Raw genomic sequence first — 22956 nt, 5'->3', positions numbered from 1 at the left:
GCGTAGACGCTTTTCGCCCGATGCCGCCTGGTTCATGCAAAAGACGGCGGACGGCCGCCCGGGGACCCCTGACACCTCCCGTACACAACCAAGAGATTGACGCGCATGGATCTCTCCCCGGTGCCCGCGCCGGTCACCGTCCCGGACCGCTCGGCGCCGTCCCGCCGAACGCCGCCGGGCCACCCGGCGGCAGGCGGCAGGCGGCAGGCGGCAGGCGGCAGGCGGCAGGCGGCAGGCGGCCTGGCGTACCAGGGGCGTTCCATCGCCCCCGAGGACAAGGAGGACGGCGGCGAGCCGAGGGCGGTATCCACCTGGCCCGCTACCTGCCGGCCCGCAGACTGAGCGCGGGTGTGTAGCGGTGCACGCCGCCGCCGGATACCCCCGGATAGGACTGCACCCGCTCCCACTGCGGCGTCCTCGACCCGACGCCGTCCCCGGGAGCGCCGAGCGCGTCGATGTGCGCCTGCGCACTGACCCATTCCGCGTAGTTGAGTACGCGGGCCCCGTCGACGCTCACGTGGAAGTGCCCGGACATACCGCCGGGGGCCGGCGCCGGGTCCGTGCCGAGCGCCTCGAACACACCGTCCACCCAGTCCCGTTGACGCGCTGCGTCCGGCCCGTCGAACTCGACGTCGACGATCACGATGCACCCCGGCTCGCGAGGGTCGCCCTCCTTCCGCACCCCGGAGCGGTAGAGCCCGTACGTGTGCAGCCCGAGCCGCCGGATCCCGGGCGCGGCTGCGTCGATGTCGGCGTCGCGCGCGTCCCGGCCGCTGCGGACGAACTCCTGCCAGGCTTCCTGGCCGCTCCACTGCGCGTAGTGGAACAGCGTCCTCCCGTCGTCCCCCACGTGCACGGTGTACGCGAGCAGCCCCGGATGCGGCCAGTCCCGGCTGCCCCACGCGCTGCGGATGGCGTCGACGGTCTCCCGCTGCCGCCCGGGGGTGCCGACGTCCCAGGTGCCGGCCTCGACGAGGCCCACGTCGTTGCGGGCGATGACGGGACGGGACACGAACTGCACGCTCTCGCTCACGGCGATTCTCCTCACCGGCGCACCCCTGCGGTGCACCGCTGACGGCCACCCTGATACGTCAAGTCCGCTTGAGGTCAACCGCCGGCTACACGGGTCCCCGGTTCACCCCGGCGCCGACGGCACAGCACATGCAGCAGACCGTCGAGCACCCCGGCCCGACCGTCGCCGTCTCCGCGAGCCCACGCCGTTCCTGCTGCGCCTGTTGAGCGACATGTCCGGGGCCGCGCACCGTGCCGCTCGGTCACGCGGCCGCACCCATATCCGACTACTGACCTCTCCGGCGCCCGTGCCAGACTCCGGGGCATGATCCTGCGCGTCGCCAGCCGCCCCGACCTGCCCGCCGTCCTCGCGCTCCTCTCCGACGAGGAGCGGGTCGCCGACCCGGCCTCGGTCGTGGTCGACGAGGCGTACGAGAAGGCCTTCGCCGCCATCGGGAGCGACCCGCGCAACGAGATGCTGGTGCTGGTGGACGGCGACACCGTGCTGGGCTGCCTGCAGGTGACGTACATACCGGGGCTCGGCAGGCACGGCGAGGAGCGGGCGCTGATCGAGGCGGTACGGATCAGGGCGGACCGGCGGGGCTGCGGGCTGGGCCGGGAGCTGATGAAGCAGGCCGTCGACCGGGCCCGGCTGCGGGGGTGCGGGCTGGTGCAGCTGACCAGCGGCAAGCGGCGCACGGACGCGCACCGGTTCTACGAGTCGCTGGGCTTCGCCCGCAGCCACGAAGGCTTCAAGCTCGCCCTCTGATCCCCTCCCGGGGCACTACTGGGGCGAAACGGCTCGCCAGGCGGTCATGTTCAGCTCGTCGAGCAGCCGTACGTCGCTCCCCTCCAGCGGGAACGTGCGCGCCTCCAGCCCCGGGGCCGGCGCGATCTCCAGCGCGTCGCCCTCGATGAGGTCGCCGCCGGTCGGGGTGGACACCCAGGCGAGCAGCGCGTTCAGTGTCTCCCCCGGCTTCAGCATGACCTCCTTCGGCCCCGGGTCGGTCCCCATGTACGAGGAGCCCGGGTTCACCGGAACCGGCAGCGGATCGCCTTCGTCGTCCAGGGCCCGCACAGATGGGTAGCCGTCCACCCGGAACGGCTTGCTGCCACAGTTGGTGAGGGTGAGCGACACGGCCCGGTGGCCCAGCGCCGCTTGCACCTCACCCATGTCCACGACGACGCCGGAGGACGGGCAGTCGCCGGTGACGACGGCACTCGGGGTGGGTGTGGAACCGGGAACGTCCCCTGTGGGCGGCCTGTCGGGGGACGGGGCGATGGCCAGGTCGGACGGATCCAGCTTGTCCGCGTGCACGTCCGGCGTGTACGACGCGCTCGGAGTCGGCTCCGGCTCGCCCTCGCCCGCCGGTACGAGAAATCCGGCGCATCCCGACAGCGTCAGAGCCAGCGCCCCGGCGAGGCAGGCGGCCACTACCCCTCTCCGCGCTCCGGTGCCCGTCCTGGTACCCACCGGTCCCCGCATACCCGTGCACCCGCCCCCGCATCGGCCTGCCGCATAGGCGTTCGATCATGCCAGACCGCGGTCCCGGTCCTCACACCAATGGTTGAGCATTTCTACTCCTTCACCTCAAGCAGAACTAAGTGGACCTTCACGGTCGGGGCGGCGGACACTTCGGACATGACAGTCCCTGAAGCCCCTGCCACCCCCGCAGCCCCCTTCGGCCGCGCCCTCTGCGCCATGATCACGCCGTTCACCGCCGACGGCGAGCTGGACCTGGACGCCGCCGGGACCCATGCCGCCGGTCTCGTCGCCGACGGCTGCGACGGCCTGGTGCTCAGCGGCACCACCGGTGAGTCCCCGACCACCACCGACACCGAGAAGACCGCGCTGCTGCGCGCGGTCCGTGAGGCGGTCGGCGCCGGTGTGCCACTGGTCGCCGGGGTCGGCAGTGCGGACACCCGGCACACCGTCGAGCTGGCCCGGCAGGCTGAACAGGCAGGCGCGGACGGCCTGTTGGTCGTGACGCCCTACTACAGCAGACCGCCGCAGCCCGCCGTCGAGGCACACTTCAGGCGCGTCGCCGACGCGACCGGTGTTCCGCTGATGCTGTACGACATCCCCGGCCGCACCGGCACCCGCATCGAGCCGGAGACCCTGCTGCGGCTCGCGGACCATCCGCGCATCGTGGCGGTGAAGGACTGCGCGTACGACCTGCTCGGCTCGACGAAGGTGATCGGCGCGGGCTCGCTCTCGTACTACTCGGGCTGCGAGGAGCTCAACCTGCCGCTGTACGCGGTGGGCGCTGCGGGCTATGTGAGTACGGTCGCCAATGTGGCGCCCCGGCAGCTGCGGGCGGTCCTGGACGCTTTCGACGCCGGGGACACCGCCGAGGCGGCACGGCTCAACCGGCTGACCGTTCCGCTGGCCGAGTTGATGATGTCGTCCGGGCTGCCCGGCACCGTGACGGCCAAGGCGCTGCTCGGTGCCGGACCGGTCCGGGAACCGCTGCAGCCCGCCGGGCGCGAGGCGGCCGACGGGCTGCGGAAGGCATACGAGGAACTCCTCGCCGCTACACGCTAGTGCCGTGACCGGCGGTGTCTGCCCCATGGGGAGCTTCGTCGAGCGGGCGCGCCGGACGGCGCGACGGGGCAAAACCTGCCGGGAGGGCCACTAGTTGTGGCTGTGCAGGACCTCGTTGAGGCCGCCCCACACCGCGTTGTTCGGGCGGGCCTCGACGGCGCCGGTGACCGAGTTGCGGCGGAAGAGGACGTTCGAGGCGCCGGAGAGCTCCCGCGCCTTGACGATCTGGCCGTCCGGCAGGGTGATGCGCGTACCCGCGGTGACATACAGCCCCGCTTCGACGACGCACTCGTCGCCGAGCGCGATCCCGACGCCCGCCTCGGCGCCGATCAGGCAGCGCTCACCGATGACGATGCGCTCCTTGCCGCCGCCGGAGAGGGTACCCATCGTCGAGGCACCGCCACCGATGTCGGAGCCGTTGCCGACGACGACGCCCGCGGAGATGCGGCCCTCGATCATCGACGTGCCGAGCGTGCCGGCGTTGAAGTTGACGAAGCCCTCGTGCATGACCGTCGTACCGGCGGCGAGGTGCGCACCGAGCCTGACCCGGTCGGCGTCGGCGATCCGGACGCCCTTCGGGGCGACGTAGTCCGTCATCCGGGGGAACTTGTCGACCGAGGTGACCTGGAGGTGCAGGCCGTCCGCGCGGGCGTTCAGCCGCACCTTCTCCAGGTCGTCGACGGCGACCGGACCGAGCGACGTCCAGGCGACGTTGGTCAGGAGGCCGAAGACGCCGTCCAGGTTCTGGCCGTGCGGCTGAACGAGACGGTGCGAGAGGAGGTGCAGGCGCAGGTACGCGTCGTGGGCGTCGAGCGGCTTGGCGTCGAGCGAGGCGATGACCGTGCGCACGGCGACGACCTCGACCCCGCGGCGGGCGTCCACGCCGACGGCCTTGGCCGCGCCCTCGCCGAGGAGGTTCACGGCCTGGTCGGAGGTGAGCCGTTCGGTTCCGGCCGGACCGGGCCCGTCGGAGAGCTCGGGGGCGGGGAACCAGGTGTCGAGAACGGAGCCGTCGCCGGCGATGGTGGCGAGGCCGGCGGCGACGGCGCCGGTGGTGCGGGAAGTCGTGTCGGTCATGACACGAAACCTAACCGGCAGGGCCCCGCCGGAGCCAACCGGTCTCGCCGGATGGTCGCGACGGGGCCCCACCCGCCCGGAACACCCGGTCAGCCGGGCTGCGCCTGCCGCTCGGGCATCGGAGTCCGCGCCGGGGCCACCACGCGCTCCGGCCCCCGCAGCCGCCGCGCCGCCAGCACCGCCACCCCCGCGCCGCCGGCCAGCACCGCGCACACCGGCCAGAGCAGCTCGGGCGCGGCGCCGCGCCGCTCACCAGCGCGCCCGTCAGGAGCATCCGGCGGTGACCGTAGTGGTCGCCGAACCAGCCGCCGGGAAGTTACCGGCGACCAGGCCGATGCCGCCGATGCCCGCGATCACTCCGGCCTGCGGCACGGTGAGTCCGCGCGGTCCGGTCAGATAGACGAAGAGATAGACGAAGGTAAAGCTGACGACTCCGTTGAGGAAGGCTCCCAAGGCCAGCAGCCGTACCGTGCGTGGTACGTCCCGCACCATCCCGAAGATCCTCATCCGCAGCGCCCTCCCCCGCGAGTTTCTTTTGGGAACGGACTATGACAGCATGCTTTCCGCAGGTCAATCCGGTAAGGGGCGGCCTCGGCACGAGCAAGAACGGAAGAAGACGAAGTCATGCCGCAGCGCACCAGCCTGTCCGACGCCGACTGCGCGATCGCCCAGGCCCTCGATGTCGTCGGCGACTGGTGGACCCTGCTGATCGTGCGCGACACCGCGCGCGGGGTGCACCGCTTCGACGCGCTCCAGCACGAGCTGGGCATGTCCCGCAAGGTGCTCACCGAGCGGCTGCGGCTGCTGGTGGACGCGGGCGTGCTGTCCCGGGATCCGTACCAGGACCGCCCGGTCCGGTACGAGTACCGGCTCACCCCGCGCGGCCGCGCGCTGCTGCCGGTACTGATCGCGCTCCAGGACTGGGGCGACACCTGGGTGATGGGAGAAGGGGAGACGATGGCGACGGCCACGGAGACGTCCAAGGAGGCGGCACGGGTGCACGCCCTGGTGGGCACCCGCCTGCCGGAGCTGCAACTCCTCGACTACGACGGCGTGTTGCGCGACCCGGTCGCCGACACCCCGTACACCGTCCTGTACTGCTTCCCCGGCGCGTACGCCCGCCGGGACGCCTACCCGCCGGGCTGGGCCGAGATCCCGGGCGCGAGCGGCTGCACCCTCGAATCCTGCACGTACCGTGACCAGTTGGCCGAGTTCACCGCTGCGGGGGCGACGGTGCACGGAGTGTCCACCCAACGCCCCGACGAGCAGCGGGCGTTCGCGGACGCGGAGGGGCTGCGCTTCCCGCTGCTGTCCGACGCGGAACTGGAGTTGGCGGCGGCGCTGCGACTGCCGACGTTCCGGGCGGCGGGAGTCAGCCGGCTGAAGCGGCTGACCGTGGTGGTGGACCGGGACCGGACGGTCCGCGAGGCGCAGTATCCGATCACGGACATCGAGGCGAGCGTGCAGGCGGCCCTGGCGGCGGTCCGCCGCTGACATCCCGGCGCCCGCCCGGGGCCGCCCGCCGCCGGACCTGCCGACGCCCCGGGGCGGCCGACGCGGTCAGCCGATGATCCGCGCCAGCATCTCCCGGGCGTACGCCGCGTCGTAGCTCCCGCCCGTCAGCAGCACCTGCAGACAGATCCCGTCCATCAGCGCGATCAGTGCCCGCGCGGTGGCCGGGTCGGTGCGCCCGGCCAGCAGCTCGGCGGTGACATCCGTCCACTCGGCGGCGACCGGCTGCAGGACGGGCCGGCGCAGCGCCGCGAGGTAGAGCTCGTACTCCAGCTCCAGGCGCCCGCGCCCGCCGGAGAACCACTCCCCCAGCAGCCGGGCCAGCGCCTCGGCGAGATCCGCGTCCGGAGCGAGAAGGGCCTCGCTCTCCCGCATGGCCCGGGAGAAATTCTCGTTCGAGCGGCGCAGCGCGGCGACCAGCAGCTCGTCGAGCGAGGCGAAGTGATACGTCGTCGAGCCGAGCGGCACATCCGCCTCCGCGGCGACGGAACGGTGACTGAGCCCCGCGATGCCCTTGGTACCGACCACCCGGATCGCCGCATCGATGATGCGACCGCGCCGCTCGGGGTCGTACCGGCGGATCATCAGTGCGCTCCACCCAGGTTGAGCACGACCACACCGGCGATGATCAGCGCGATGCCCGCCACCTTGACCAGGTTTCCGGACTCGCCCATGAAGAAGACCCCTATGGCGGCGACCGCCGCCGTGCCGATCCCGGCCCAGATGGCATAGGCGGTGCCCATGGACACCGTCTTCAGGGTCTGTGCGAGCAGCGAGAAGGCGAGCAGATAGCCGACGACGGTGATGAGCGAGGGCCAGAGCCGGGTGAAGCCCTCGCTGTACTTCATGGCCGTCGTCCCGGCCACCTCCGCCGCTATGGCCGCGGCCAGCAGTCCGTATCCCATGTGTACGAGTGTACGCATCGATGCGTACACTCGTACACATACCGTGGTGCGCAGAGTGGTGCGCAGAAGGGATCCGCTGCCCCACCAGGAGCGCTACCGTGTCCCGGCCAGCACATGGACCCCGACACGACGGAGCAGCAGTGACGCAGGACGCAGGGTGGGGCGGCGGTCCCGGGGGCCCGCCGTACGGAGGAGTGCCGTACGGAGGACCCCCCGGACCGCCGGGATGGGGCGGCTGGATGCCGCCGCCGAAGCCAGGGGTGATACCGCTCGCGCCGCTGAGCCTCGGGGACATCATCAACGGCGCGTTCTCCACGATAGGCCGCTACTGGAAGCAACTGTTCGGCATAGGTGCGGCCGTGTACGGCGGGGCCGTCGTCGTGGTCGGCGCGGCGGTCGCGATCGCGTACTCCGCGGTCAGCGACCATCTGCACCGGGTCGTCGAGCTCTCCGCCGAGGAGAGCGCGCCCACGGAGGACATCGCCCCGCTGATGATCGCCTTCGGCGCCGTCTGGCTGGTCGCTCTTCTGTCGCTCATGATCGGCACCGCCATGATGTACGCGACCGTACCGGCGGTCCTGCAGGACGCGGTCCTGGGGCGGCGGACCACGTTCGGCATCATCTGGCGCCGGGCCTGGGCGCGCGTACCCGCGGTCATCGGCACGGTGATCCTGACCGGGCTGATCACATTGATCCCCCTGGTCTTCATGATTGTCGCCGTGGTGTCCGCCATCGTCGCGGCCATCGGCCTGGACGCCGGGTCCGGCGCCACGGCGCTGATCCCGCTCGGCTTCCTCGGCGCCCTGGCGACGTTCCCGCTGGCGGCCTGGCTCTGGGTGAAGTTCTCCCTGGCCCCCTCCGCCGTCGTCTTCGAGGAACAGGGCCCGGTCTCGGCGCTGCGCCGCTCCTCGCAGCTGGTGCGCGGCGACTGGTGGCGGATCTTCGGCATCTCGCTGCTGGCGCTGATCATGGCGGCGGTGGCGAGTTACATCATCCAGATGCCGTTCTCGTTCCTCGGCCTGTTCCCGGGCGTGGTCGGCACAGCGAACCTGGACTCCGAACCGAGCGTCGCGGCCGTCATCGTCGCCGTGAGCGGCTACCTGGTGGTCATGCTGCTGGGCCAGCTGATCGGCCAGCTCGTCTCGGCGACGTTCCCGCAGCTGGTGATCGGGCTGCTGTACGTGGACCGGCGGATGCGCAACGAGAACCTGGGCCCGGTCCTCGCCGAAGCAGCCGCCGCGCCCCCGCAGTTCGGTCCGTGAGCGCGGGTCACGCCGCTCAGACCGACCGGCACATGGGGGGTGGGAGCAGGAGCGGGCTGGGTGCGTGCAGCTGCAAGGCGAAGGGGGTCCCCCCATGCCTTCAGGGCTATGGGGGAGTTGTTGACTGACGACAACGCCGCAGATGTGCGTGCCCAGCCCCGCGACGCCGCCTCCCATGTGCCGGTCGGTCTTAGAGCCTGTCGGGTGACCTTCGATCGGAAAGCGGACGCGGTCTGGTGCGTGCGATTCCAAGGCGCTGGAAGGTCCTCGTAGCGGAGCTACTAGGGCATTTCGGCAACGCGGGAAGCGTGCGTGCCAGGGCGTGGCCGCCCGATCAGAGGTCACCCGACAGGCTCTTAGTCGATGAGCGAGTTCTTCGGGCTCAGCACGCAGAACTCGTTCCCCTCGGGGTCCGCCAGCACCACCCAGCCCACATCGGCGGGCTGGCCGACGTCCGGCCGGGTGGCCCCGAGGCCGATGATCCGCGCGACCTCCACGGCCTGGTCGTCGGGGGCGAGATCGATGTGCAGCCGGTTCTTGACCGTCTTCTCCTCCGGTACGGGAACGAAGGTGATGCCGGGCACGGCGTCCTTGTCGGCGCCGATGACGATTTCGTCGTCGGCGTCGAAGAGCACCGTCCAGTCGAGCACCCGGCACCAGAACCGGGCCTGTGACGGCAGATCGTGGGCGTCGACGACGATGGAGTAAAAGGAAACGGCCATGACCGCCAGTCTGCCCGGCGGTCATGGCCGTTCGCCACCGAATCGCGAAGCCGCGCTCGTCCGTCGGCCGTTGACGGTGAACCAGACGGAGCGGAAGGCGCGACCGGCGGACGAACAACGCCGAACGGCCTCCGGCTCGAGCCGGAGGCCGTTCGGAAGCGCAGAGGATCAGACGTTGAAGCCGAGCGCGCGCAGCTGCTCGCGTCCGTCGTCCGTGATCTTGTCCGGGCCCCACGGCGGCATCCAGACCCAGTTGATCCGCAGCTCGTTGACGAGGCCGTCGGTCGCGGACTTCGCCTGGTCCTCGATGACATCGGTCAGCGGGCAGGCCGCGGACGTCAGGGTCATGTCGAGGGTGGCGATGTTGGCGTCGTCGATGTGGATGCCGTAGATCAGGCCCAGGTTGACGACGTCGATACCCAACTCGGGGTCGACGACGTCGTACAGCGCCTCGCGGACCTCCTCTTCGGAGGCCGGCTTGGTGGTCAGTACTTCCGGCGTACCGTGATCGCTCATGCCATCTTCCCTTCGGACAGCGCCTTCGCCGTCGCGTCCTTCCACGCCATCCAGCTCAGCAGCGCGCACTTGACCCGGGCCGGGTACTTCGAGACGCCGGCGAACGCGACCGCGTCCTCCAGCACCTCCTCCATCGCGTCGTCCGGCTCGAGCTGGCCCTTCGACTGCATCAGCTCCAGGAAGGTCTCCTGGATCTTCTGCGCCTCGCCCAGCTCCTTGCCGACCAGCAGCTCGTTCATCACCGAGGCGCTGGCCTGACTGATGGAACAGCCCTGGCCCTCGTACGACACATCGGCGATGGTCTCGCCGTCGTACTTCACCCGGAGCGTGATCTCGTCTCCGCACGTCGGGTTGACGTGGTGCACCTCGGCGTCGCCGTCCCGCAGGCCGCGCCCGTGGGGGTGCTTGTAGTGGTCCAGGATCACTTCCTGGTACATCGAATCAAGCTTCACCAGTCAACCCTCAGCCGAAGAAGTTCCGTACGTGCTCCAGACCGTCCACCAGGGCGTCGACCTCGGCGGGCGTGGAGTACAGATAGAACGACGCGCGCGTCGTCGCAGGAATTCCGTACCGCAGGCAGACCGGCCGTGCGCAGTGGTGTCCGACCCGGACCGCGATGCCCTGCTCGTCGAGGACCTGGCCCACGTCGTGCGGGTGGATGTCGCCGAGCGTGAAGGAGATCGTGGCGCCGCGGTCCTCCGCGGTGGACGGACCGATGATCTTCAGGTCCGGGACCTCCAGGAGGCGCTTCACCGCGTACTCAGTGATCGCGTGCTCGTGCTGGAAGATCTTGTCCATGCCGATCGCCGAGAGGTAGTCCACGGCCGCGCCGAGGCCGACAGCCTGCGCGATCGGGGGCGTACCCGCCTCGAACTTGTGCGGCGCCGGGGCGTATGTCGACGAGTGCATCGACACGGTCTCGATCATCTCGCCGCCACCGAGGAACGGCGGCAGGTCCTCCAGGAGCTCCTGCCGTCCCCAGAGCACGCCGATGCCGGTCGGGCCGACCATCTTGTGGCCGGTGAAGGCCACGAAGTCGGCCTGCAGCGCCTGCACGTCGAGCACCATGTGCGGGGCGGCCTGCGAGGCGTCGATACAGACCAGCGCGCCGACCTGCTGGGCGCGGCGGACGATCTTCTCGACCGGGTTGATCGTGCCCATGATGTTGGAGACCAGCGTGAAGGTGACGATCTTCGTCTTCTCCGTGATGATCTCGTCTATGTTCGACAGGTCGAGACGGCCGTCGTCGGTGATGCCGAACCACTTCAGCTTCGCACCGGTGCGCTGCGCGAGCAGCTGCCACGGCACGATGTTGGAGTGGTGCTCCATCTCCGTGGTGACGATCTCGGTCTCGTGGTCCACCCGGTAGGGCTCGTCGGCCCAGCCGAGCATGTTGGCAACGAGGTTGAGCGACTCCGAGGCGTTCTTGGTGAAGATCACCTCGTTGCGGCTCGGCGCGTTGATGAAGGCGGCGACCTTGTCGCGGGCGCCTTCGTACAGCGCCGTGGCCTCCTCCGCGATCGTGTACACGCCGCGGTGGACATTGGCGTTGTGCCGCTCGTAGTACTCGCTGAGCGCGTCGAGGACCTGGCGCGGCTTCTGCGAAGTCGCCGCGCTGTCCAGGTAGACGATCTTCTTCCCGTCGTGGACCGTACGATCCAGCAGGGGGAAGTCCTTGCGGATCGCCTCGGTGTCGAGGAGGCCCGGCAGCTGTGTCACGCGGAAGCGCCACCCTTCACGTATGCCTCGTAGCCCTCGTTCTCCAGCTTGTCGGCGAGCTCGGCGCCGCCGGACTCGGCAATACGGCCGTTGGCGAAGACGTGCACGAAGTCGGGCTTGATGTAACGGAGGATCCGCGTGTAGTGCGTGATCAGCAGCGTGCCGACCTCGCCGGTCTCGCGCACCCGGTTGACGCCCTCGGAGACGACGCGCAGGGCGTCGACGTCGAGGCCGGAGTCGGTCTCGTCGAGGATCGCGACCTTCGGCTTGAGGAGCTCCAGCTGAAGGATCTCGTGGCGCTTCTTCTCACCGCCGGAGAAGCCCTCGTTGACGTTGCGCTCGGCGAACGCGGGGTCCATCTGGAGGTCGGCCATCGTCTCCTTGACCTCCTTCACCCACGTGCGCAGCTTGGGCGCCTCGCCGCGGACGGCGGTGGCGGAGGTGCGCAGGAAATTGGAGACCGAGACACCGGGGACCTCGACCGGGTACTGCATGGCCAGGAACAGGCCGGCGCGGGCGCGCTCGTCGACGGTCATCGCGAGGACGTCCTCGCCGTCCAGGGTCACCGTGCCGCTGGTGATCGTGTACTTGGGGTGACCTGCGAGGGAGTACGCGAGGGTCGACTTGCCGGACCCGTTGGGGCCCATGATGGCGTGGGTCTCGCCCTGCTTCACGATCAGGTCGACGCCCTTGAGGATCTCCTTCGTGGCGTTGTCGGCCTCGACGGAGACGTGCAGGTCGCGGATTTCAAGCGTTGCCATGGGTGACTCAGGACTCCTGGGTGACGGAGACGAGCACATCGTCCCCTTCGATCTTGACGGGGTATACGGGGACGGGGCGCGTCGCGGGAAGGCCGGACGGCTTGCCGGTGCGCAGGTCGAAGCTGGAGCCGTGCAGCCAGCACTCGATCATGCAGTCCTCGACCTCTCCCTCGGACAGGGAGACGTTCGCGTGCGAGCAGATGTCGTTGATCGCGAACACCTCCCCCTCGGTACGGACGAGAGAGACCGGCGTTCCGTCGAGTTCCACCCGCTTCGGGGTGTCCTCTTCCAGCTCGCTCAGCGCACAGACTTTGACGAAGGCCATCAGACGGAAGCCTTCAGCTCGGCCTCGATCTTGTCGAGCAGACGGGCCTCGACGTCCGGCAGACCGATCTGCTGGACCAGCTCGGCGAAGAAGCCGCGCACGACGAGCCGGCGGGCGTCCTCGGCCGGGATGCCGCGGGACATCAGGTAGAAGAGCTGCTCGTCGTCGAAGCGACCGGTCGCGGAGGCGTGACCGGCGCCGACGATCTCGCCGGTCTCGATCTCCAGGTTCGGCACCGAGTCGACCCGCGCGCCGTCCGTGAGGACGAGGTTGCGGTTCATCTCGTAGGTGTCGGTGCCCTCGGCCCTGGCCTGGATGAGCACGTCGCCGATCCACACCGCGTGCGCGCCGTCGCCCTGGAGCGCGCCCTTGTAGACGGCGTTGGACTTGCAGTGCGGGGTGTTGTGGTCGACGAAGAGACGGTGCTCCTGGTGCTGGCTCCTGTCGGTGAAGTACAGACCGAAGAGCTCCGCCTCGCCGCCGGTGCCCGCGTAGGAGACCCGCGGGTGGAGGCGGACCAGGTCTCCGCCGAAGGTGACGACGATCGACTTGAAGGTGGCGTCCCGGCCGATCAGCGCGTTGTGCTGAGCGGCGTGGACGGCGGTGTCGTCCCAGTCCTGGACGGAGACGACGGTCAGCTTCGCACCGTCACCGAGGACGTAGTCGACGTTGCTCGCGACGACCGCGTCACCGGTGTGGTCGATGACGACCACGGCCTCGGCGAAGGCTCCCAGCTCGATGACCTGGTGGGCGTAGGCCACACCGCCCTCACCGTGCACGGCGATCCGGATCGGCTCGGCGAGCACGGCCTCCTTGGCGACCGTGATGACCGAGGCCTTCTCGAAGGACGAGTACGCCTGGGCGGCGACGCGGTCCACCGGGGTGCCCGCCCTGCCGAGCCGCGCGTCGTCGCGGCCGACGGTCTCGACGGTGACGCCCTCGGGGACGTCCACCTCGACCTTGACGGCGCCACCGGTCGCGACGGCCGTGCCGTCGTGCAGGCCGCGCAGCCGCTCCAGCGGCGTGAACCGCCACTCCTCCTCGCGGCCGTGCGGAACCGGGAAGTCCGCGACGTCGAAGGACGGGGGCGCGCTCATGCGCGTGGCGACGGTCGACTCGGCGGCCACCGCGATGGACCCGGTGGTGGTGGACCCCGCCGGAATGTTCTGGGCCTCAGCCATGGCTGTCGTAGTGCTCGCTTTCTCTGTCAAAGTCGGGGATTCGGTCGTCAGGCTGTGCTAGGCCGTGTTAGCCGACCGAGCCCTCCATCTGCAGCTCGATCAGCCGGTTGAGCTCAAGCGCGTACTCCATGGGCAGCTCGCGCGCGATCGGCTCGACGAAGCCGCGCACGATCATGGCCATGGCCTCGAACTCGGTCAGACCGCGGCTCATCAGGTAGAAGAGCTGGTCCTCGGAGACCTTGGAGACAGTGGCCTCGTGACCCATGGACACGTCGTCCTCACGGACGTCCACATACGGGTACGTGTCGGAGCGGGAGATCGTGTCGACCAGGAGCGCGTCGCACAGCACGTTGGACTTGGAGCCCGCGGCGCCCTCGCCGATCTCGACCAGGCCGCGGTACGAGGTACGGCCGCCGCCTCGCGCCACCGACTTGGAGACGATGTTGGAGGAGGTGTTCGGCGCCATGTGGACCATCTTGGATCCGGCGTCCTGGTGCTGGCCCTCGCCCGCGAAGGCGATGGAGAGCGTCTCGCCCTTGGCGTGCTCGCCCATCAGATAGACGGCCGGGTACTTCATGGTGACCTTGGAGCCGATGTTGCCGTCGACCCACTCCATGGTCGCGCCCTCGTACGCCACGGCGCGCTTGGTGACCAGGTTGTAGACGTTGTTCGACCAGTTCTGGATCGTCGTGTAGCGGCAGCGGCCGCCCTTCTTCACGATGATCTCGACGACGGCGGAGTGCAGCGAGTCCGAGGAGTAGATCGGCGCGGTGCAGCCCTCGACGTAGTGGACGTAGGCGTCCTCGTCGACGATGATCAGCGTCCGCTCGAACTGGCCCATGTTCTCCGTGTTGATACGGAAGTAGGCCTGCAGCGGGATGTCGACGTGGACACCCTTCGGCACGTAGATGAACGAGCCACCGGACCACACGGCCGAGTTCAGCGAGGCGAACTTGTTGTCGCCGACCGGGATGACGGTGGCGAAGTACTCCTTGAAGAGCTCCGGGTGCTCCTTCAGCGCGGTGTCCGTGTCGAGGAAGATGACGCCCTGCTCCTCCAGATCCTCACGGATCTGGTGGTAGACGACCTCGGACTCGTACTGCGCGGCGACACCGGCGACCAGGCGCTGCTTCTCCGCCTCCGGGATGCCGAGCTTGTCGTACGTGTTCTTGATGTCCTCGGGCAGGTCCTCCCAGGACTCCGCCTGCTTCTCGGTGGACCGCACGAAGTACTTGATGTTGTCGAAGTCGATGCCCGACAGGTCCGAGCCCCAGTTCGGCAGGGGCTTCTTGTCGAACAGCCGCAGGCCCTTGAGGCGGAGCTTCAGCATCCACTCGGGCTCGTTCTTCTTCGCCGAGATGTCACGTACGACAGCCTCGGAGAGGCCGCGCTTGGCCGCCGCGCCTGCCGCGTCGGAGTCGGCCCAGCCGAATTCGTACGTACCCAGACCCTCGAGCTCAGGGTGGGTAGTCTCCGTGGGGAGCGTCATGCGGGGTTCCTCCCGGCCGTGCTTGCAGATGCTGATGTGGTGGTCTGTGCGGTTGGGGGTCCGCCGCGCGGTACGAACGTCGTGCACACCCCGTCGCCGTGGGCGATGGTGGCCAGCCGCTGCACATGGGTCCCGAGCAGACTGGAGAAGAATTCCGTCTCCGCCTCGCACAGCTGCGGGAACTGTTCGGCGACATGGGCGACCGGGCAGTGGTGCTGGCACAACTGCTCGCCCTGCTGGGGGCCCGGCGCGCTGCGCGCCGTAGCAGCGTACCCGTCGGCGGACAAGGCCTTGGCCAGCGCCTCGGTGCGCTCCTCGGGGTCCGCGGCCTCCATCGCCTTGCGGTAGGCCACCGACTGGGCGGCGGTCCTGGCACGGGCGAAGGCGGCGACCGCGTCGTCGCCCGCGGTCTCGGCGATCCAGCGAAGAGCGTCGGCGGCAAGCTTGTCGTAGGACTGGTCGAAGGCGTCCCGGCCACAGTCGGTCAGGGCGAACACCTTGGCCGGACGGCCGCGGGTCCGCGCCCCGTACACCCGCTGTTCGCGGGCCTCGACGACATCGTCGGAGAGGAGGGCGTCGAGATGGCGGCGGACGGCGGCCTGGGTCAGTCCGAGCCGCTTCGCCAGGTCGGCGACGGTGGACGGGCCGTGGTCCAGGATGGAGCGCGCGACCCTGTTGCGCGTCGAGCGCTCGCCGGTCGCGAGTTCCTCCTGCCGAGCCTCGCCCTGGTATTTCACAACGCCATTGTTGCGTAATTCCTCCGGCCCTGACAACCACGGTCCGAAACGATCAACGGTGGAGTTCGTCACTAAGGGTTACCTAATCCGGCCCCCGGGGACTCGTCCGCCGGGCCGCTGCCTAGACTTACCGGCCATGAAGAACGAGCCGGTCGTGCAGATCCGTGGCCTGGTGAAGCGGTACGGCGCCAAGACCGCCGTGAACGGCCTCGACCTGGGCATACGCACCGGTGCGGTCACCGCCGTCCTCGGCCCCAACGGCGCCGGCAAGACCACCACCGTCGAGACCTGCGAGGGCTACCGCCGCCCCGACTCCGGGACCGTACGCGTCCTCGGCCTCGACCCGGTCGCCGACGCCGCGGAGCTCCGCCCCCGGATCGGCGTGATGCTGCAGTCGGGTGGCGTCTACTCCGGGGCGCGCGCCGACGAGATGCTCCGCCACATGGCGAAACTGCACGCCCACCCGCTCGACGTCGACGCGCTGATCGAGCGTCTCGGTCTCGGCAGCTGCGGCCGGACGACGTACCGCCGGCTCTCCGGCGGCCAGCAGCAGCGCCTCGCCCTGGCGATGGCCGTCGTCGGCCGCCCCGAGCTGGTGTTCCTGGACGAGCCGACCGCGGGCCTCGACCCGCAGGCCCGCCACTCCACCTGGGATCTCGTACGGGAGCTGCGCGCCGACGGCGTGTCGGTCGTCCTCACCACCCACTTCATGGACGAGGCCGAGGCGCTCGCCGACGATGTCGCCATCATCGACGCGGGCCGGGTCATCGCCCAGGGCAGCCCGGAGCTGCTGTGCCGCGGCGGCGCCGAGAACACCCTGCGCTTCACCGGCCGCCCCGGTCTCGACCTCGGCTCGCTGCTGAAGGCGCTGCCCGACGGCACGCAGGCGGCCGAGCCGACCACCGGCACGTACCGCATCACCGGCCAGGTCGACCCACAGCTGCTGGCCACCGTCACCTCCTGGTGCGCGCAGCACGGCGTGATGCCCGATGGCATCTCCGTCGAGCGTCACACCCTGGAGGACGTCTTCCTGGAACTGACCGGCAAGGAGCTGCGCGCATGAGCGCCGGTACGTACGCCCCGCGGCCCGGTGCCGCCCCGCTGCCCCGCATGATCGGTGCGCAGACCGCGCTGGAGACGCGGATGCTGCTGCGCAACGGCGAGCAGCTGCTCCTCACGGTGATCATTCCGACGCTGCTGCTGGTGCTGTTCAGCGCCGTCGACATCGTGGACACCGGCGCGGGCAGGTCCGTCGACTTCCTGGCGCCGGGCATTCTCGCGCTCGCCGTGATGTCCACCGCCTTCACCGGCCAGGCCATCGCGACCGGCTTCGAGCGGCGATACGGCGTGCTCAAGCGCCTCGGTGCCTCACCGCTGCCCCGCTGGGGGCTGATGACCGCGAAGACCCTCGCGGTACTGGTCACCGAGGTGCTGCAGGTCGTGCTGCTGACGGTGATCGCGTTCGCGCTGGGCTGGTCGCCGCACGGCAACCCGCTCGCCGTCCTGCTGCTGCTCGCGCTCGGCACCGCCGCGTTCTCCGGGCTCGGCCTGCTGATGTCCGGGACGCTGAAGGCGGAGGCGACGCTCGCCGCCGCCAACCTGGTCTTTCTGCTGCTGCTGGTCGGCGGCGGGGTCATCGTGCCGCTGGACAAGTTCCCGGACGCGGCGCAGTCCGTGCTGGGGCTGCTGCCGATCGCGGCCCTGTCCGACGGGCTGCGGGACGTACTCCAGCACGGTGCCTCGATGCCGTGGGGCGATCTCGGAATCCTCGCGGTCTGGGCGGTGCTCGGGCTGGGCGCGGCGGCGAAATTCTTCCGCTGGGAATGACCGGCGGCGACGTGCCGCATGACGTTTCGAGGTAACTCGTCCCCCTCGTGAAAGCTTGCACAAGCCGCCGCTTACGATGGTGCGCGTGCCCAAGCTGACCCGAGCCGAAGTCGCTCAAGCCGCGCGGAACCCGCTCCTCTACATCGCCGAACGCTGGACCCCGTCCCCCCGGACGGTCCGCCGCGCGGCGATGTCGGCCGTCGTGATGGCCGTCGTCATCGTGGTCACCGGCGGTGCGGTGCGGCTGACCGGCTCCGGTCTCGGCTGCCCCACCTGGCCCAAGTGCACCGACGAGTCCCTGACGGCGACGAGCGCGATGGGCGTCCACGGCGCCATCGAGTTCGGCAACCGGATGCTCACCTACGTGCTGTGCGCGGCGGTCGGCTGGGCGATCATCACGGCCCGCTCCGCGCGGCCCTGGCGGAGCAGCCTCACCCGGCTCGGCTGGGCGCAGTTCTGGGTGGTCATGGGCAACGCCGTGCTCGGCGGCATCGTCGTGCTGGTCGGCCTCAACCCGTACACCGTCGCGGCGCACTTCCTGCTCTCCACCGCGCTGCTCACGGTCGCCGTCGTGACCTGGCAGCGGGTTCGGGAGGGCGACGCGGAGCCGCGTCCGCTGGTCGGCAAGGCGATCTCGCAGCTGACCTGGCTGCTGGTGGCCGCGGCCGGCCTGCTGATCGCCGTCGGCACCGTCGTGACGGGTGCCGGACGGCATGCGGGCGACTCCAGCGACGTCCACCGCATCCCGCTCGACTGGAAGATGATCGCGCAGCTCCACGCGGACCTGGCCTGGGTCGTGGTGGCGCTGACGGTCGCGCTCTGGTTCGTACTGAAGGCCGTCGACGCGCCGGTCGGTCCGCTGCACCGCACCCGTGATCTCTTCCTGGTGCTGATGGCGCAGGGTGTGATCGGGTACGTGCAGTACTTCACCGACACCCCGGAGATCCTGGTCGGGCTGCACATGCTCGGTTCGTGCCTGGTGTGGATCGCCGTCGTGCGGGTTCTGCTCTCGCTGCGCGAGCGCCCGGTGACGACCGCCCCGGTGCCCGCCCCCGCCGCGGAGACCCCGGAGCCCGCAACCGCCGGCTGAGATCCTGTCGGGTGACCTCTGATCGGGCGGCCACGCCCTGGCACGCACGCTTCCCGCGTTGCCGGACGCGATCGTCGCGGCGACCCGCGTGGCGTCAGTGCGCGACCACGCGCCGTCCGCCACCCAGCACCCTGCCGAGCCCGGCCGTCGCGGCGGCGAATCCGGCCGTCCGCCGGGGGCCGGTGGTGCGCAGCTGCAGCGTCCGCCCGCAGGCGGTCCCAGCTCGGTGCGGAGCACCCCGTGGCAGTGCTGGTCGACCGGATCCGCCACGGGCAGTGCGCCGGTCATCCGGAGCTCCCTGCGACGACGTGGGTGTACCCGTCCTCACGGGTGACCCCGGTGTCAGGTGTTGCTCCTGCCCCGTGGGATGCGCCCGGAGGCGTCCCGGGCGGCGGCTCAGCCCTTGTTGGAGGGGCCACCGACCTGGATCCCGGCCATCCGCGTCCACTCGTACGGGCCGGTGCGGACCTTGGCGGCGAACTCTCCGTCGAAGGACTCGTGCATCGTGATCCCAGCCTTCGCGGTGGCACGCTCGGCGACCGCGTACGAGGGTGCGACCAGGTCGCCCCAGCCGCCGTCCTCGCCGACCAGCACGATGCGGGTGCCCATCTGCCCGATGTAGGCGAGCTGCCCCTCGGCGCCGCCGTGCGCCTTGGCGAAGGCGCCGATCTGCTTGGCGAGCCTGGCTGCCCTGCGCTCCGCGCGGGCGGCCTGCTTCCTGTCGTCAACCTGGTGGGTCTCTGCCGTGTCTGCCATGCAACGGATGCTACCGATGGGTAGATCAACTGGCGACGGGCGGGGCACGTGGCATGGGCCACGTGCCCCGCCCGTCGGCAGGAGCGAAACGGTGTCAGCGCAGGAACGGGTCGACCGCGACGGCGACGAACAGCAGCGACACATAGGTGATCGACCAGTGGAACAGTCGCATTTCCTTGAGCTTGGCACCGGAGACCCCGGCCTTCGCCCGGTTCTGCAGGCCGTGCGCCTCCCAGAGCCAGAACCCGCCGGTCAGCAGCGCCACGGCCGTGTAGAACCAGCCGGTGTAGCCGAGCGGGGTCAGCAGCAGCGACACCGCCACCATCACCCAGCTGTAGATGACGATCTGGCGGGCCACCACCCGGTTGGACGCGATGACCGGGAGCATCGGTACGCCGACACGGGCGTAGTCGTCCTTGACCTTCATCGACAGCGGCCAGTAGTGCGGCGGCGTCCAGAAGAAGATGACGGCGAAGAGGATGACCGCGGCCCAGGACATCGAGTCGGTCACGGCGGACCAGCCGATGAGGACCGGCATGCAGCCCGCGATGCCGCCCCAGACGATGTTCTGCGAGGTGCGCCGCTTCAGCAGCATCGTGTAGACGACGACGTAGAAGAGCAGCGCGCCCAGCGACAGTGCCGCCGACAGCCAGTTGACCAGCAGCCCGAACCAGACCGTCGAGATCACCGCGAGGGCAATACCGAAGGCCAGGCACTCGCGCGGGCTCACCATGCCGGTGACCAGCGGACGCTGCGACGTACGGTCCATCAACGCGTCGATGTCGCGGTCGATGTACATGTTGAGCGCATTGGCGCCACCCGCGGAGAGATATCCCCCGATGGTGGTAGTGAGTACGAGCCACAGGTCGGGCACACCCTGAGCGGCCAGGAACATCACCGGAACAGTGGTGATCAGCAACAGCTCGATGATCCGCGGCTTGGTCAGTGCCACGAATGCCTTGATACGGGCCCCGAACGGGCGATGGCCCCCTGGGCTCGGAGTCAAGGCGACCCCTGCGGGTCGGGACTCGACGGCCGTCACGCACACCCCTGACAGAGAAATCCCAGCAAGCTCCGGACATGAAGGCCCAGTAAAGACTTGCGCGAACCAGACCACTGTAGACGTTGGGGACAGGCCGTTCTTCGCGGGGGTGGCGTCGTGTTGGTGTGGCGCAGAAGCGCCCTGTCCGATGAGCGCATAAGTAAGGAGTGGCGCTCATCGGAGTAACGCAGAAGTGAGCCGTTGCGCTCATACGGGAGGCGAACTCAACGGGTCGCCCGCACCCTGGAAAGCACCCGGAAAATGCGTGTTGCGTCGGGGGTAGGCTCGACGATGCCCGGTGCGGTCACCAGTCACCGGTTTACAACAGTGGAGAGGAGCCCTGACTCAGGGTGAGCACCAAGCCGACCACCACAGACCTCCAGTGGACCGAATTGGACCAGCGGGCCGTGGACACTGTCCGCGTCCTTGCCGCTGACGCCGTACAGAAGGTCGGAAACGGCCACCCGGGTACGGCGATGAGCCTGGCTCCCGCCGCGTACACGCTCTTCCAGAAGGTGATGCGGCACGACCCCGCCGACGCGGACTGGACCGGTCGCGACCGTTTCGTGCTCTCGGCGGGTCACACGAGCCTGACCCTCTACATCCAGCTCTACCTCGCCGGGTACGGCCTGGAACTCGATGACCTCAAGGCGTTCCGCACCTGGGGCTCGAAGACCCCCGGTCACCCGGAGTACGGCCACACCACCGGTGTCGAGACGACGACGGGTCCGCTGGGCCAGGGTGTCGCCAATGCCGTGGGCATGGCTATGGCCGCCCGCTACGAGCGCGGCCTGTTCGACCCGGAGGCGGCCCCTGGCACCTCTCCGTTCGACCACATGGTCTGGGTCATCGCTGGTGACGGCTGCCTCCAGGAAGGCATCTCCGCGGAGGCCTCCTCGCTGGCCGGGCACCAGAAGCTCGGCAACCTGGTCCTGCTGTGGGACGACAACCACATCTCCATCGAGGGCGACACGGAGACCGCGGTCTCCGAGGACACCCTGAAGCGGTACGAGGCGTACGGCTGGCACGTCCAGCGCGTCGAGCAGCTGCCGAACGGCGACCTGGACCCCGCGGGTCTCTTCCAGGCGCTGCAGGCGGCCAAGGCCGAGACCGAGCGCCCGTCGTTCATCGCGGCCCGCTCGATCATCGCCTGGCCGGCCCCGCACGCCCAGAACACCGAGGCCTCGCACGGCTCGGCGCTCGGCGAGGACGAGGTCGCGGCGACCAAGAAGGTCCTGGGCTTCGACCCGGAGAAGACCTTCGAGGTCTCCGACGAGGTCATCGCGCACACCCGTGAGGCGCTGGACCGCGGCCGCGAGGCCAAGGGCGAGTGGGAGAAGACGTTCGCCGCGTGGCGCACCGCCAACCCGGAGCGCGCCGCCGAGTTCGACCGGATCTCCGCGGGCGAGCTGCCCGAGGGCTGGGAGGACAGCATTCCGGTCTTCGAGCCGGGCAAGAGCGTCGCCACCCGCGCCGCCTCCGGCAAGGTGCTCCAGGCGCTCGGCGAGATCATCCCCGAGCTGTGGGGCGGCTCCGCCGACCTCGCGGGCTCGAACAACACGACGATCGACAAGACGTCGTCGTTCCTCCCTGCGGGCAACCCGCTGCCGGGCGCGGACCCGTACGGCCGCACGATCCACTTCGGTATCCGCGAGCACGCCATGGCCGCGGCCATGAACGGCATCGCACTGCACGGCAACACCCGCATCTACGGCGGCACCTTCCTGGTGTTCTCCGACTACATGCGCAACGCCGTGCGGCTGTCCGCGCTGATGCACCTGCCGGTGACGTACGTGTGGACGCACGACTCGATCGGTCTCGGCGAGGACGGCCCGACCCACCAGCCGGTGGAGCACCTGGCCTCGCTGCGCGCCATCCCGGGCCTGAACATCGTCCGCCCGGCCGACGCCAACGAGACCTCCATCGCCTGGCGCGAGATCCTGCGCCGCTACACCAAGGTGTTCGGCAAGGGCGCCCCGCACGGCCTGGCGCTGACCCGTCAGGGCGTGCCGACGTACGAGGCGAACGAGGACGCGGCCAAGGGCGGCTACGTGCTGTTCGAGGCCGAAGGGCCCGAAGGGCAGAACACAGCGCCGCAGGTCCTCCTGATCGGCACGGGTTCCGAGGTCCACCTCGCCGTCGAGGCACGCGAGGAGCTGCAGGCGGCCGGCATCCCGACCCGGGTGGTCTCGATGCCGTCGGTCGAGTGGTTCGAGGAGCAGGACCAGGAGTACAAGGACAGTGTTCTGCCGCCGTCCGTGAAGGCCCGCGTCGCCGTCGAGGCGGGCATCGGGCTGACCTGGTACCGGTACGTCGGAGACGCCGGCCGGATCGTCTCGCTGGAGCACTTCGGTGCCTCGGCCGACGCCAGGGTCCTCTTCCGCGAGTTCGGTTTCACCGGTGAGCACGTTGCCGCCGCAGCGCGGGAATCTCTCGCCGTCGCCGCGCGCTGACGCCGTTATACGACTAGTAGGAGATG

25 protein-coding genes and 1 pseudogene are annotated in these 22956 nt (G+C 69.8%); 9 read left to right on the top strand and 17 right to left on the bottom strand.

Annotated features, from left to right (window positions below; genetic code table 11):
- Nucleotides 1–105 precede the first annotated feature (105 nt).
- The gene (locus ACGFSA_RS12550) at nt 106–342 is read left to right on the top strand and encodes a hypothetical protein (protein WP_393303327.1); all 237 of its coding nucleotides are present in this window, start codon (nt 106–108) and stop codon (nt 340–342) included.
- Here ACGFSA_RS12550 and ACGFSA_RS12545 read toward each other — a convergent pair.
- Nucleotides 320–1039 carry an antibiotic biosynthesis monooxygenase gene (locus ACGFSA_RS12545; RefSeq protein WP_393303474.1) on the bottom strand — a complete coding sequence of 240 codons (720 nt, stop codon included), beginning with the start codon at nt 1037–1039 and terminating at the stop codon, nt 320–322. The two genes, ACGFSA_RS12550 and ACGFSA_RS12545, sit on opposite strands and share 23 nt — an antisense overlap.
- A 297-nt stretch (nt 1040–1336) precedes the next feature.
- On the opposite strand from ACGFSA_RS12545, the gene ACGFSA_RS12540 reads away from it, so the two are divergent.
- Nucleotides 1337–1780, top strand: coding sequence for a GNAT family N-acetyltransferase (locus ACGFSA_RS12540; RefSeq protein ID WP_393303325.1), 444 nt, complete (start codon nt 1337–1339; stop codon nt 1778–1780).
- Nucleotides 1781–1795: 15 nt separating this feature from the next.
- Here ACGFSA_RS12540 and ACGFSA_RS12535 read toward each other — a convergent pair whose 3' ends face one another.
- Nucleotides 1796–2497: a DUF4232 domain-containing protein gene (locus ACGFSA_RS12535; protein ID WP_393303323.1), complete on the bottom strand. Its 702-nt coding sequence runs from the start codon at nt 2495–2497 to the stop codon at nt 1796–1798.
- A gap of 156 nt (nt 2498–2653) precedes the next feature.
- Between ACGFSA_RS12535 and dapA the strand changes: the two genes are divergently transcribed.
- On the top strand, nt 2654–3556 hold the full coding sequence (dapA, locus tag ACGFSA_RS12530; RefSeq protein ID WP_393303321.1) for a 4-hydroxy-tetrahydrodipicolinate synthase: 903 nt from the start codon (nt 2654–2656) through the stop codon (nt 3554–3556).
- Between the two features lie 90 nt (nt 3557–3646).
- Here the strand turns inward: dapA and dapD are convergent, their stop codons facing one another.
- Nucleotides 3647–4633 carry a 2,3,4,5-tetrahydropyridine-2,6-dicarboxylate N-succinyltransferase gene (dapD, locus tag ACGFSA_RS12525; RefSeq protein WP_393303319.1) on the bottom strand — a complete coding sequence of 329 codons (987 nt, stop codon included), beginning with the start codon at nt 4631–4633 and terminating at the stop codon, nt 3647–3649.
- A gap of 241 nt (nt 4634–4874) precedes the next feature.
- A pseudogene (locus ACGFSA_RS12520) lies at nt 4875–5140 on the bottom strand (MFS transporter); the annotation flags it as partial.
- Between the two features lie 117 nt (nt 5141–5257).
- Here ACGFSA_RS12520 and ACGFSA_RS12515 point away from each other — a divergent pair.
- Nucleotides 5258–6127, top strand: a complete 870-nt coding sequence (locus ACGFSA_RS12515; RefSeq protein ID WP_393303317.1) for a winged helix-turn-helix transcriptional regulator — start codon at nt 5258–5260, stop codon at nt 6125–6127.
- Between the two features lie 66 nt (nt 6128–6193).
- Here ACGFSA_RS12515 and ACGFSA_RS12510 read toward each other — a convergent pair whose 3' ends face one another.
- Nucleotides 6194–6730 carry a TetR family transcriptional regulator gene (locus tag ACGFSA_RS12510; protein WP_366692925.1) on the bottom strand — a complete coding sequence of 179 codons (537 nt, stop codon included), beginning with the start codon at nt 6728–6730 and terminating at the stop codon, nt 6194–6196.
- The gene (locus ACGFSA_RS12505; protein WP_393303315.1) at nt 6730–7050 is read right to left on the bottom strand and encodes a DMT family transporter; all 321 of its coding nucleotides are present in this window, start codon (nt 7048–7050) and stop codon (nt 6730–6732) included. Before ACGFSA_RS12505 ends, ACGFSA_RS12510 begins: the two co-directional genes overlap by 1 nt.
- Before the next feature lie 239 nt (nt 7051–7289).
- On the opposite strand from ACGFSA_RS12505, the gene ACGFSA_RS12500 reads away from it, so the two are divergent.
- The gene (locus ACGFSA_RS12500; protein ID WP_393303313.1) at nt 7290–8312 is read left to right on the top strand and encodes a hypothetical protein; all 1023 of its coding nucleotides are present in this window, start codon (nt 7290–7292) and stop codon (nt 8310–8312) included.
- A 356-nt stretch (nt 8313–8668) separates the two neighbouring features.
- Here the strand turns inward: ACGFSA_RS12500 and ACGFSA_RS12495 are convergent, their stop codons facing one another.
- From ACGFSA_RS12495 to ACGFSA_RS12455, 9 genes are all read right to left on the bottom strand, one after another.
- On the bottom strand, nt 8669–9034 hold the full coding sequence (locus tag ACGFSA_RS12495; protein WP_393303311.1) for a VOC family protein: 366 nt from the start codon (nt 9032–9034) through the stop codon (nt 8669–8671).
- A gap of 168 nt (nt 9035–9202) precedes the next feature.
- A complete protein-coding gene (locus ACGFSA_RS12490; protein ID WP_037691711.1) occupies nt 9203–9550 on the bottom strand; it encodes a metal-sulfur cluster assembly factor in 348 nt (115 codons plus the stop codon).
- Nucleotides 9547–10002: a Fe-S cluster assembly sulfur transfer protein SufU gene (sufU, locus tag ACGFSA_RS12485; protein ID WP_393303309.1), complete on the bottom strand. Its 456-nt coding sequence runs from the start codon at nt 10000–10002 to the stop codon at nt 9547–9549. Before sufU ends, ACGFSA_RS12490 begins: the two co-directional genes overlap by 4 nt.
- A gap of 10 nt (nt 10003–10012) precedes the next feature.
- Nucleotides 10013–11269, bottom strand: a complete 1257-nt coding sequence (locus tag ACGFSA_RS12480; protein WP_393303307.1) for a cysteine desulfurase — start codon at nt 11267–11269, stop codon at nt 10013–10015.
- Nucleotides 11266–12030 (bottom strand): Fe-S cluster assembly ATPase SufC, encoded by a 765-nt coding sequence (gene sufC / locus ACGFSA_RS12475; protein ID WP_037691717.1) that lies wholly within the window; start codon nt 12028–12030, stop codon nt 11266–11268. Before sufC ends, ACGFSA_RS12480 begins: the two co-directional genes overlap by 4 nt.
- Before the next feature lie 7 nt (nt 12031–12037).
- The gene (locus ACGFSA_RS12470; protein WP_030919832.1) at nt 12038–12355 is read right to left on the bottom strand and encodes a bifunctional 3-phenylpropionate/cinnamic acid dioxygenase ferredoxin subunit; all 318 of its coding nucleotides are present in this window, start codon (nt 12353–12355) and stop codon (nt 12038–12040) included.
- On the bottom strand, nt 12355–13536 hold the full coding sequence (gene sufD / locus ACGFSA_RS12465; protein ID WP_393303304.1) for a Fe-S cluster assembly protein SufD: 1182 nt from the start codon (nt 13534–13536) through the stop codon (nt 12355–12357). The genes ACGFSA_RS12470 and sufD overlap by 1 nt, the downstream gene beginning before the upstream one ends.
- Nucleotides 13537–13603: 67 nt before the next feature.
- Nucleotides 13604–15025 (bottom strand): Fe-S cluster assembly protein SufB, encoded by a 1422-nt coding sequence (sufB, locus tag ACGFSA_RS12460; RefSeq protein WP_393303302.1) that lies wholly within the window; start codon nt 15023–15025, stop codon nt 13604–13606.
- On the bottom strand, nt 15022–15762 hold the full coding sequence (locus ACGFSA_RS12455; protein WP_393303300.1) for a helix-turn-helix transcriptional regulator: 741 nt from the start codon (nt 15760–15762) through the stop codon (nt 15022–15024). Before ACGFSA_RS12455 ends, sufB begins: the two co-directional genes overlap by 4 nt.
- A 136-nt stretch (nt 15763–15898) precedes the next feature.
- Here ACGFSA_RS12455 and ACGFSA_RS12450 point away from each other — a divergent pair, with 136 nt between their 5' ends.
- The 3 genes from ACGFSA_RS12450 (at nt 15899) to ACGFSA_RS12440 (ending at nt 18679) form a co-directional block, all read left to right on the top strand.
- Entirely contained in the window at nt 15899–16825 is a 927-nt protein-coding gene (locus ACGFSA_RS12450) for an ABC transporter ATP-binding protein (protein ID WP_393303298.1), read from the top strand.
- Nucleotides 16822–17589 (top strand): ABC transporter permease, encoded by a 768-nt coding sequence (locus ACGFSA_RS12445; RefSeq protein WP_366692919.1) that lies wholly within the window; start codon nt 16822–16824, stop codon nt 17587–17589. Before ACGFSA_RS12450 ends, ACGFSA_RS12445 begins: the two co-directional genes overlap by 4 nt.
- A 76-nt stretch (nt 17590–17665) precedes the next feature.
- Nucleotides 17666–18679 carry a heme A synthase gene (locus ACGFSA_RS12440; RefSeq protein ID WP_393303296.1) on the top strand — a complete coding sequence of 338 codons (1014 nt, stop codon included), beginning with the start codon at nt 17666–17668 and terminating at the stop codon, nt 18677–18679.
- A 396-nt stretch (nt 18680–19075) separates the two neighbouring features.
- Here the strand turns inward: ACGFSA_RS12440 and ACGFSA_RS12435 are convergent, their stop codons facing one another.
- Together ACGFSA_RS12435 and ACGFSA_RS12430 are read right to left on the bottom strand one after the other, a co-directional pair.
- Nucleotides 19076–19435 (bottom strand): hypothetical protein, encoded by a 360-nt coding sequence (locus ACGFSA_RS12435; protein ID WP_393303294.1) that lies wholly within the window; start codon nt 19433–19435, stop codon nt 19076–19078.
- Nucleotides 19436–19529: 94 nt separating this feature from the next.
- Nucleotides 19530–20483: a heme o synthase gene (locus tag ACGFSA_RS12430; protein ID WP_393303292.1), complete on the bottom strand. Its 954-nt coding sequence runs from the start codon at nt 20481–20483 to the stop codon at nt 19530–19532.
- 344 nt (nt 20484–20827) lie between these two features.
- On the opposite strand from ACGFSA_RS12430, the gene tkt reads away from it, so the two are divergent.
- Nucleotides 20828–22930 carry a transketolase gene (gene tkt, locus ACGFSA_RS12425; RefSeq protein WP_393303290.1) on the top strand — a complete coding sequence of 701 codons (2103 nt, stop codon included), beginning with the start codon at nt 20828–20830 and terminating at the stop codon, nt 22928–22930.
- Nucleotides 22931–22956: the final 26 nt, after the last annotated feature.

This window comes from Streptomyces sp. NPDC048496, from assembly GCF_043200055.1.
GTDB lineage: Bacteria > Actinomycetota > Actinomycetes > Streptomycetales > Streptomycetaceae > Streptomyces.
This window is presented reverse-complemented; position numbering and strand designations above follow the sequence as displayed.

Coding starts and splice junctions, on each gene's coding strand:
- ACGFSA_RS12550 (WP_393303327.1), top strand. CDS start 106: ATGGATCTCTCCCCGGTGCCCGCGCCGGTCACCGTCCCGGACCGCTCG.
- ACGFSA_RS12540 (WP_393303325.1), top strand. CDS start 1,337: ATGATCCTGCGCGTCGCCAGCCGCCCCGACCTGCCCGCCGTCCTCGCG.
- ACGFSA_RS12535 (WP_393303323.1), bottom strand. CDS start 2,497: ATGCGGGGACCGGTGGGTACCAGGACGGGCACCGGAGCGCGGAGAGGG.
- dapA (WP_393303321.1), top strand. CDS start 2,654: ATGACAGTCCCTGAAGCCCCTGCCACCCCCGCAGCCCCCTTCGGCCGC.
- dapD (WP_393303319.1), bottom strand. CDS start 4,633: ATGACCGACACGACTTCCCGCACCACCGGCGCCGTCGCCGCCGGCCTC.
- ACGFSA_RS12515 (WP_393303317.1), top strand. CDS start 5,258: ATGCCGCAGCGCACCAGCCTGTCCGACGCCGACTGCGCGATCGCCCAG.
- ACGFSA_RS12510 (WP_366692925.1), bottom strand. CDS start 6,730: ATGATCCGCCGGTACGACCCCGAGCGGCGCGGTCGCATCATCGATGCG.
- ACGFSA_RS12505 (WP_393303315.1), bottom strand. CDS start 7,050: ATGGGATACGGACTGCTGGCCGCGGCCATAGCGGCGGAGGTGGCCGGG.
- ACGFSA_RS12500 (WP_393303313.1), top strand. CDS start 7,290: ATGCCGCCGCCGAAGCCAGGGGTGATACCGCTCGCGCCGCTGAGCCTC.
- ACGFSA_RS12495 (WP_393303311.1), bottom strand. CDS start 9,034: ATGGCCGTTTCCTTTTACTCCATCGTCGTCGACGCCCACGATCTGCCG.
- ACGFSA_RS12490 (WP_037691711.1), bottom strand. CDS start 9,550: ATGAGCGATCACGGTACGCCGGAAGTACTGACCACCAAGCCGGCCTCC.
- sufC (WP_037691717.1), bottom strand. CDS start 12,030: ATGGCAACGCTTGAAATCCGCGACCTGCACGTCTCCGTCGAGGCCGAC.
- ACGFSA_RS12470 (WP_030919832.1), bottom strand. CDS start 12,355: ATGGCCTTCGTCAAAGTCTGTGCGCTGAGCGAGCTGGAAGAGGACACC.
- sufD (WP_393303304.1), bottom strand. CDS start 13,536: ATGGCTGAGGCCCAGAACATTCCGGCGGGGTCCACCACCACCGGGTCC.
- sufB (WP_393303302.1), bottom strand. CDS start 15,025: ATGACGCTCCCCACGGAGACTACCCACCCTGAGCTCGAGGGTCTGGGT.
- ACGFSA_RS12450 (WP_393303298.1), top strand. CDS start 15,899: ATGAAGAACGAGCCGGTCGTGCAGATCCGTGGCCTGGTGAAGCGGTAC.
- ACGFSA_RS12445 (WP_366692919.1), top strand. CDS start 16,822: ATGAGCGCCGGTACGTACGCCCCGCGGCCCGGTGCCGCCCCGCTGCCC.
- ACGFSA_RS12440 (WP_393303296.1), top strand. CDS start 17,666: ATGGTGCGCGTGCCCAAGCTGACCCGAGCCGAAGTCGCTCAAGCCGCG.
- ACGFSA_RS12435 (WP_393303294.1), bottom strand. CDS start 19,435: ATGGCAGACACGGCAGAGACCCACCAGGTTGACGACAGGAAGCAGGCC.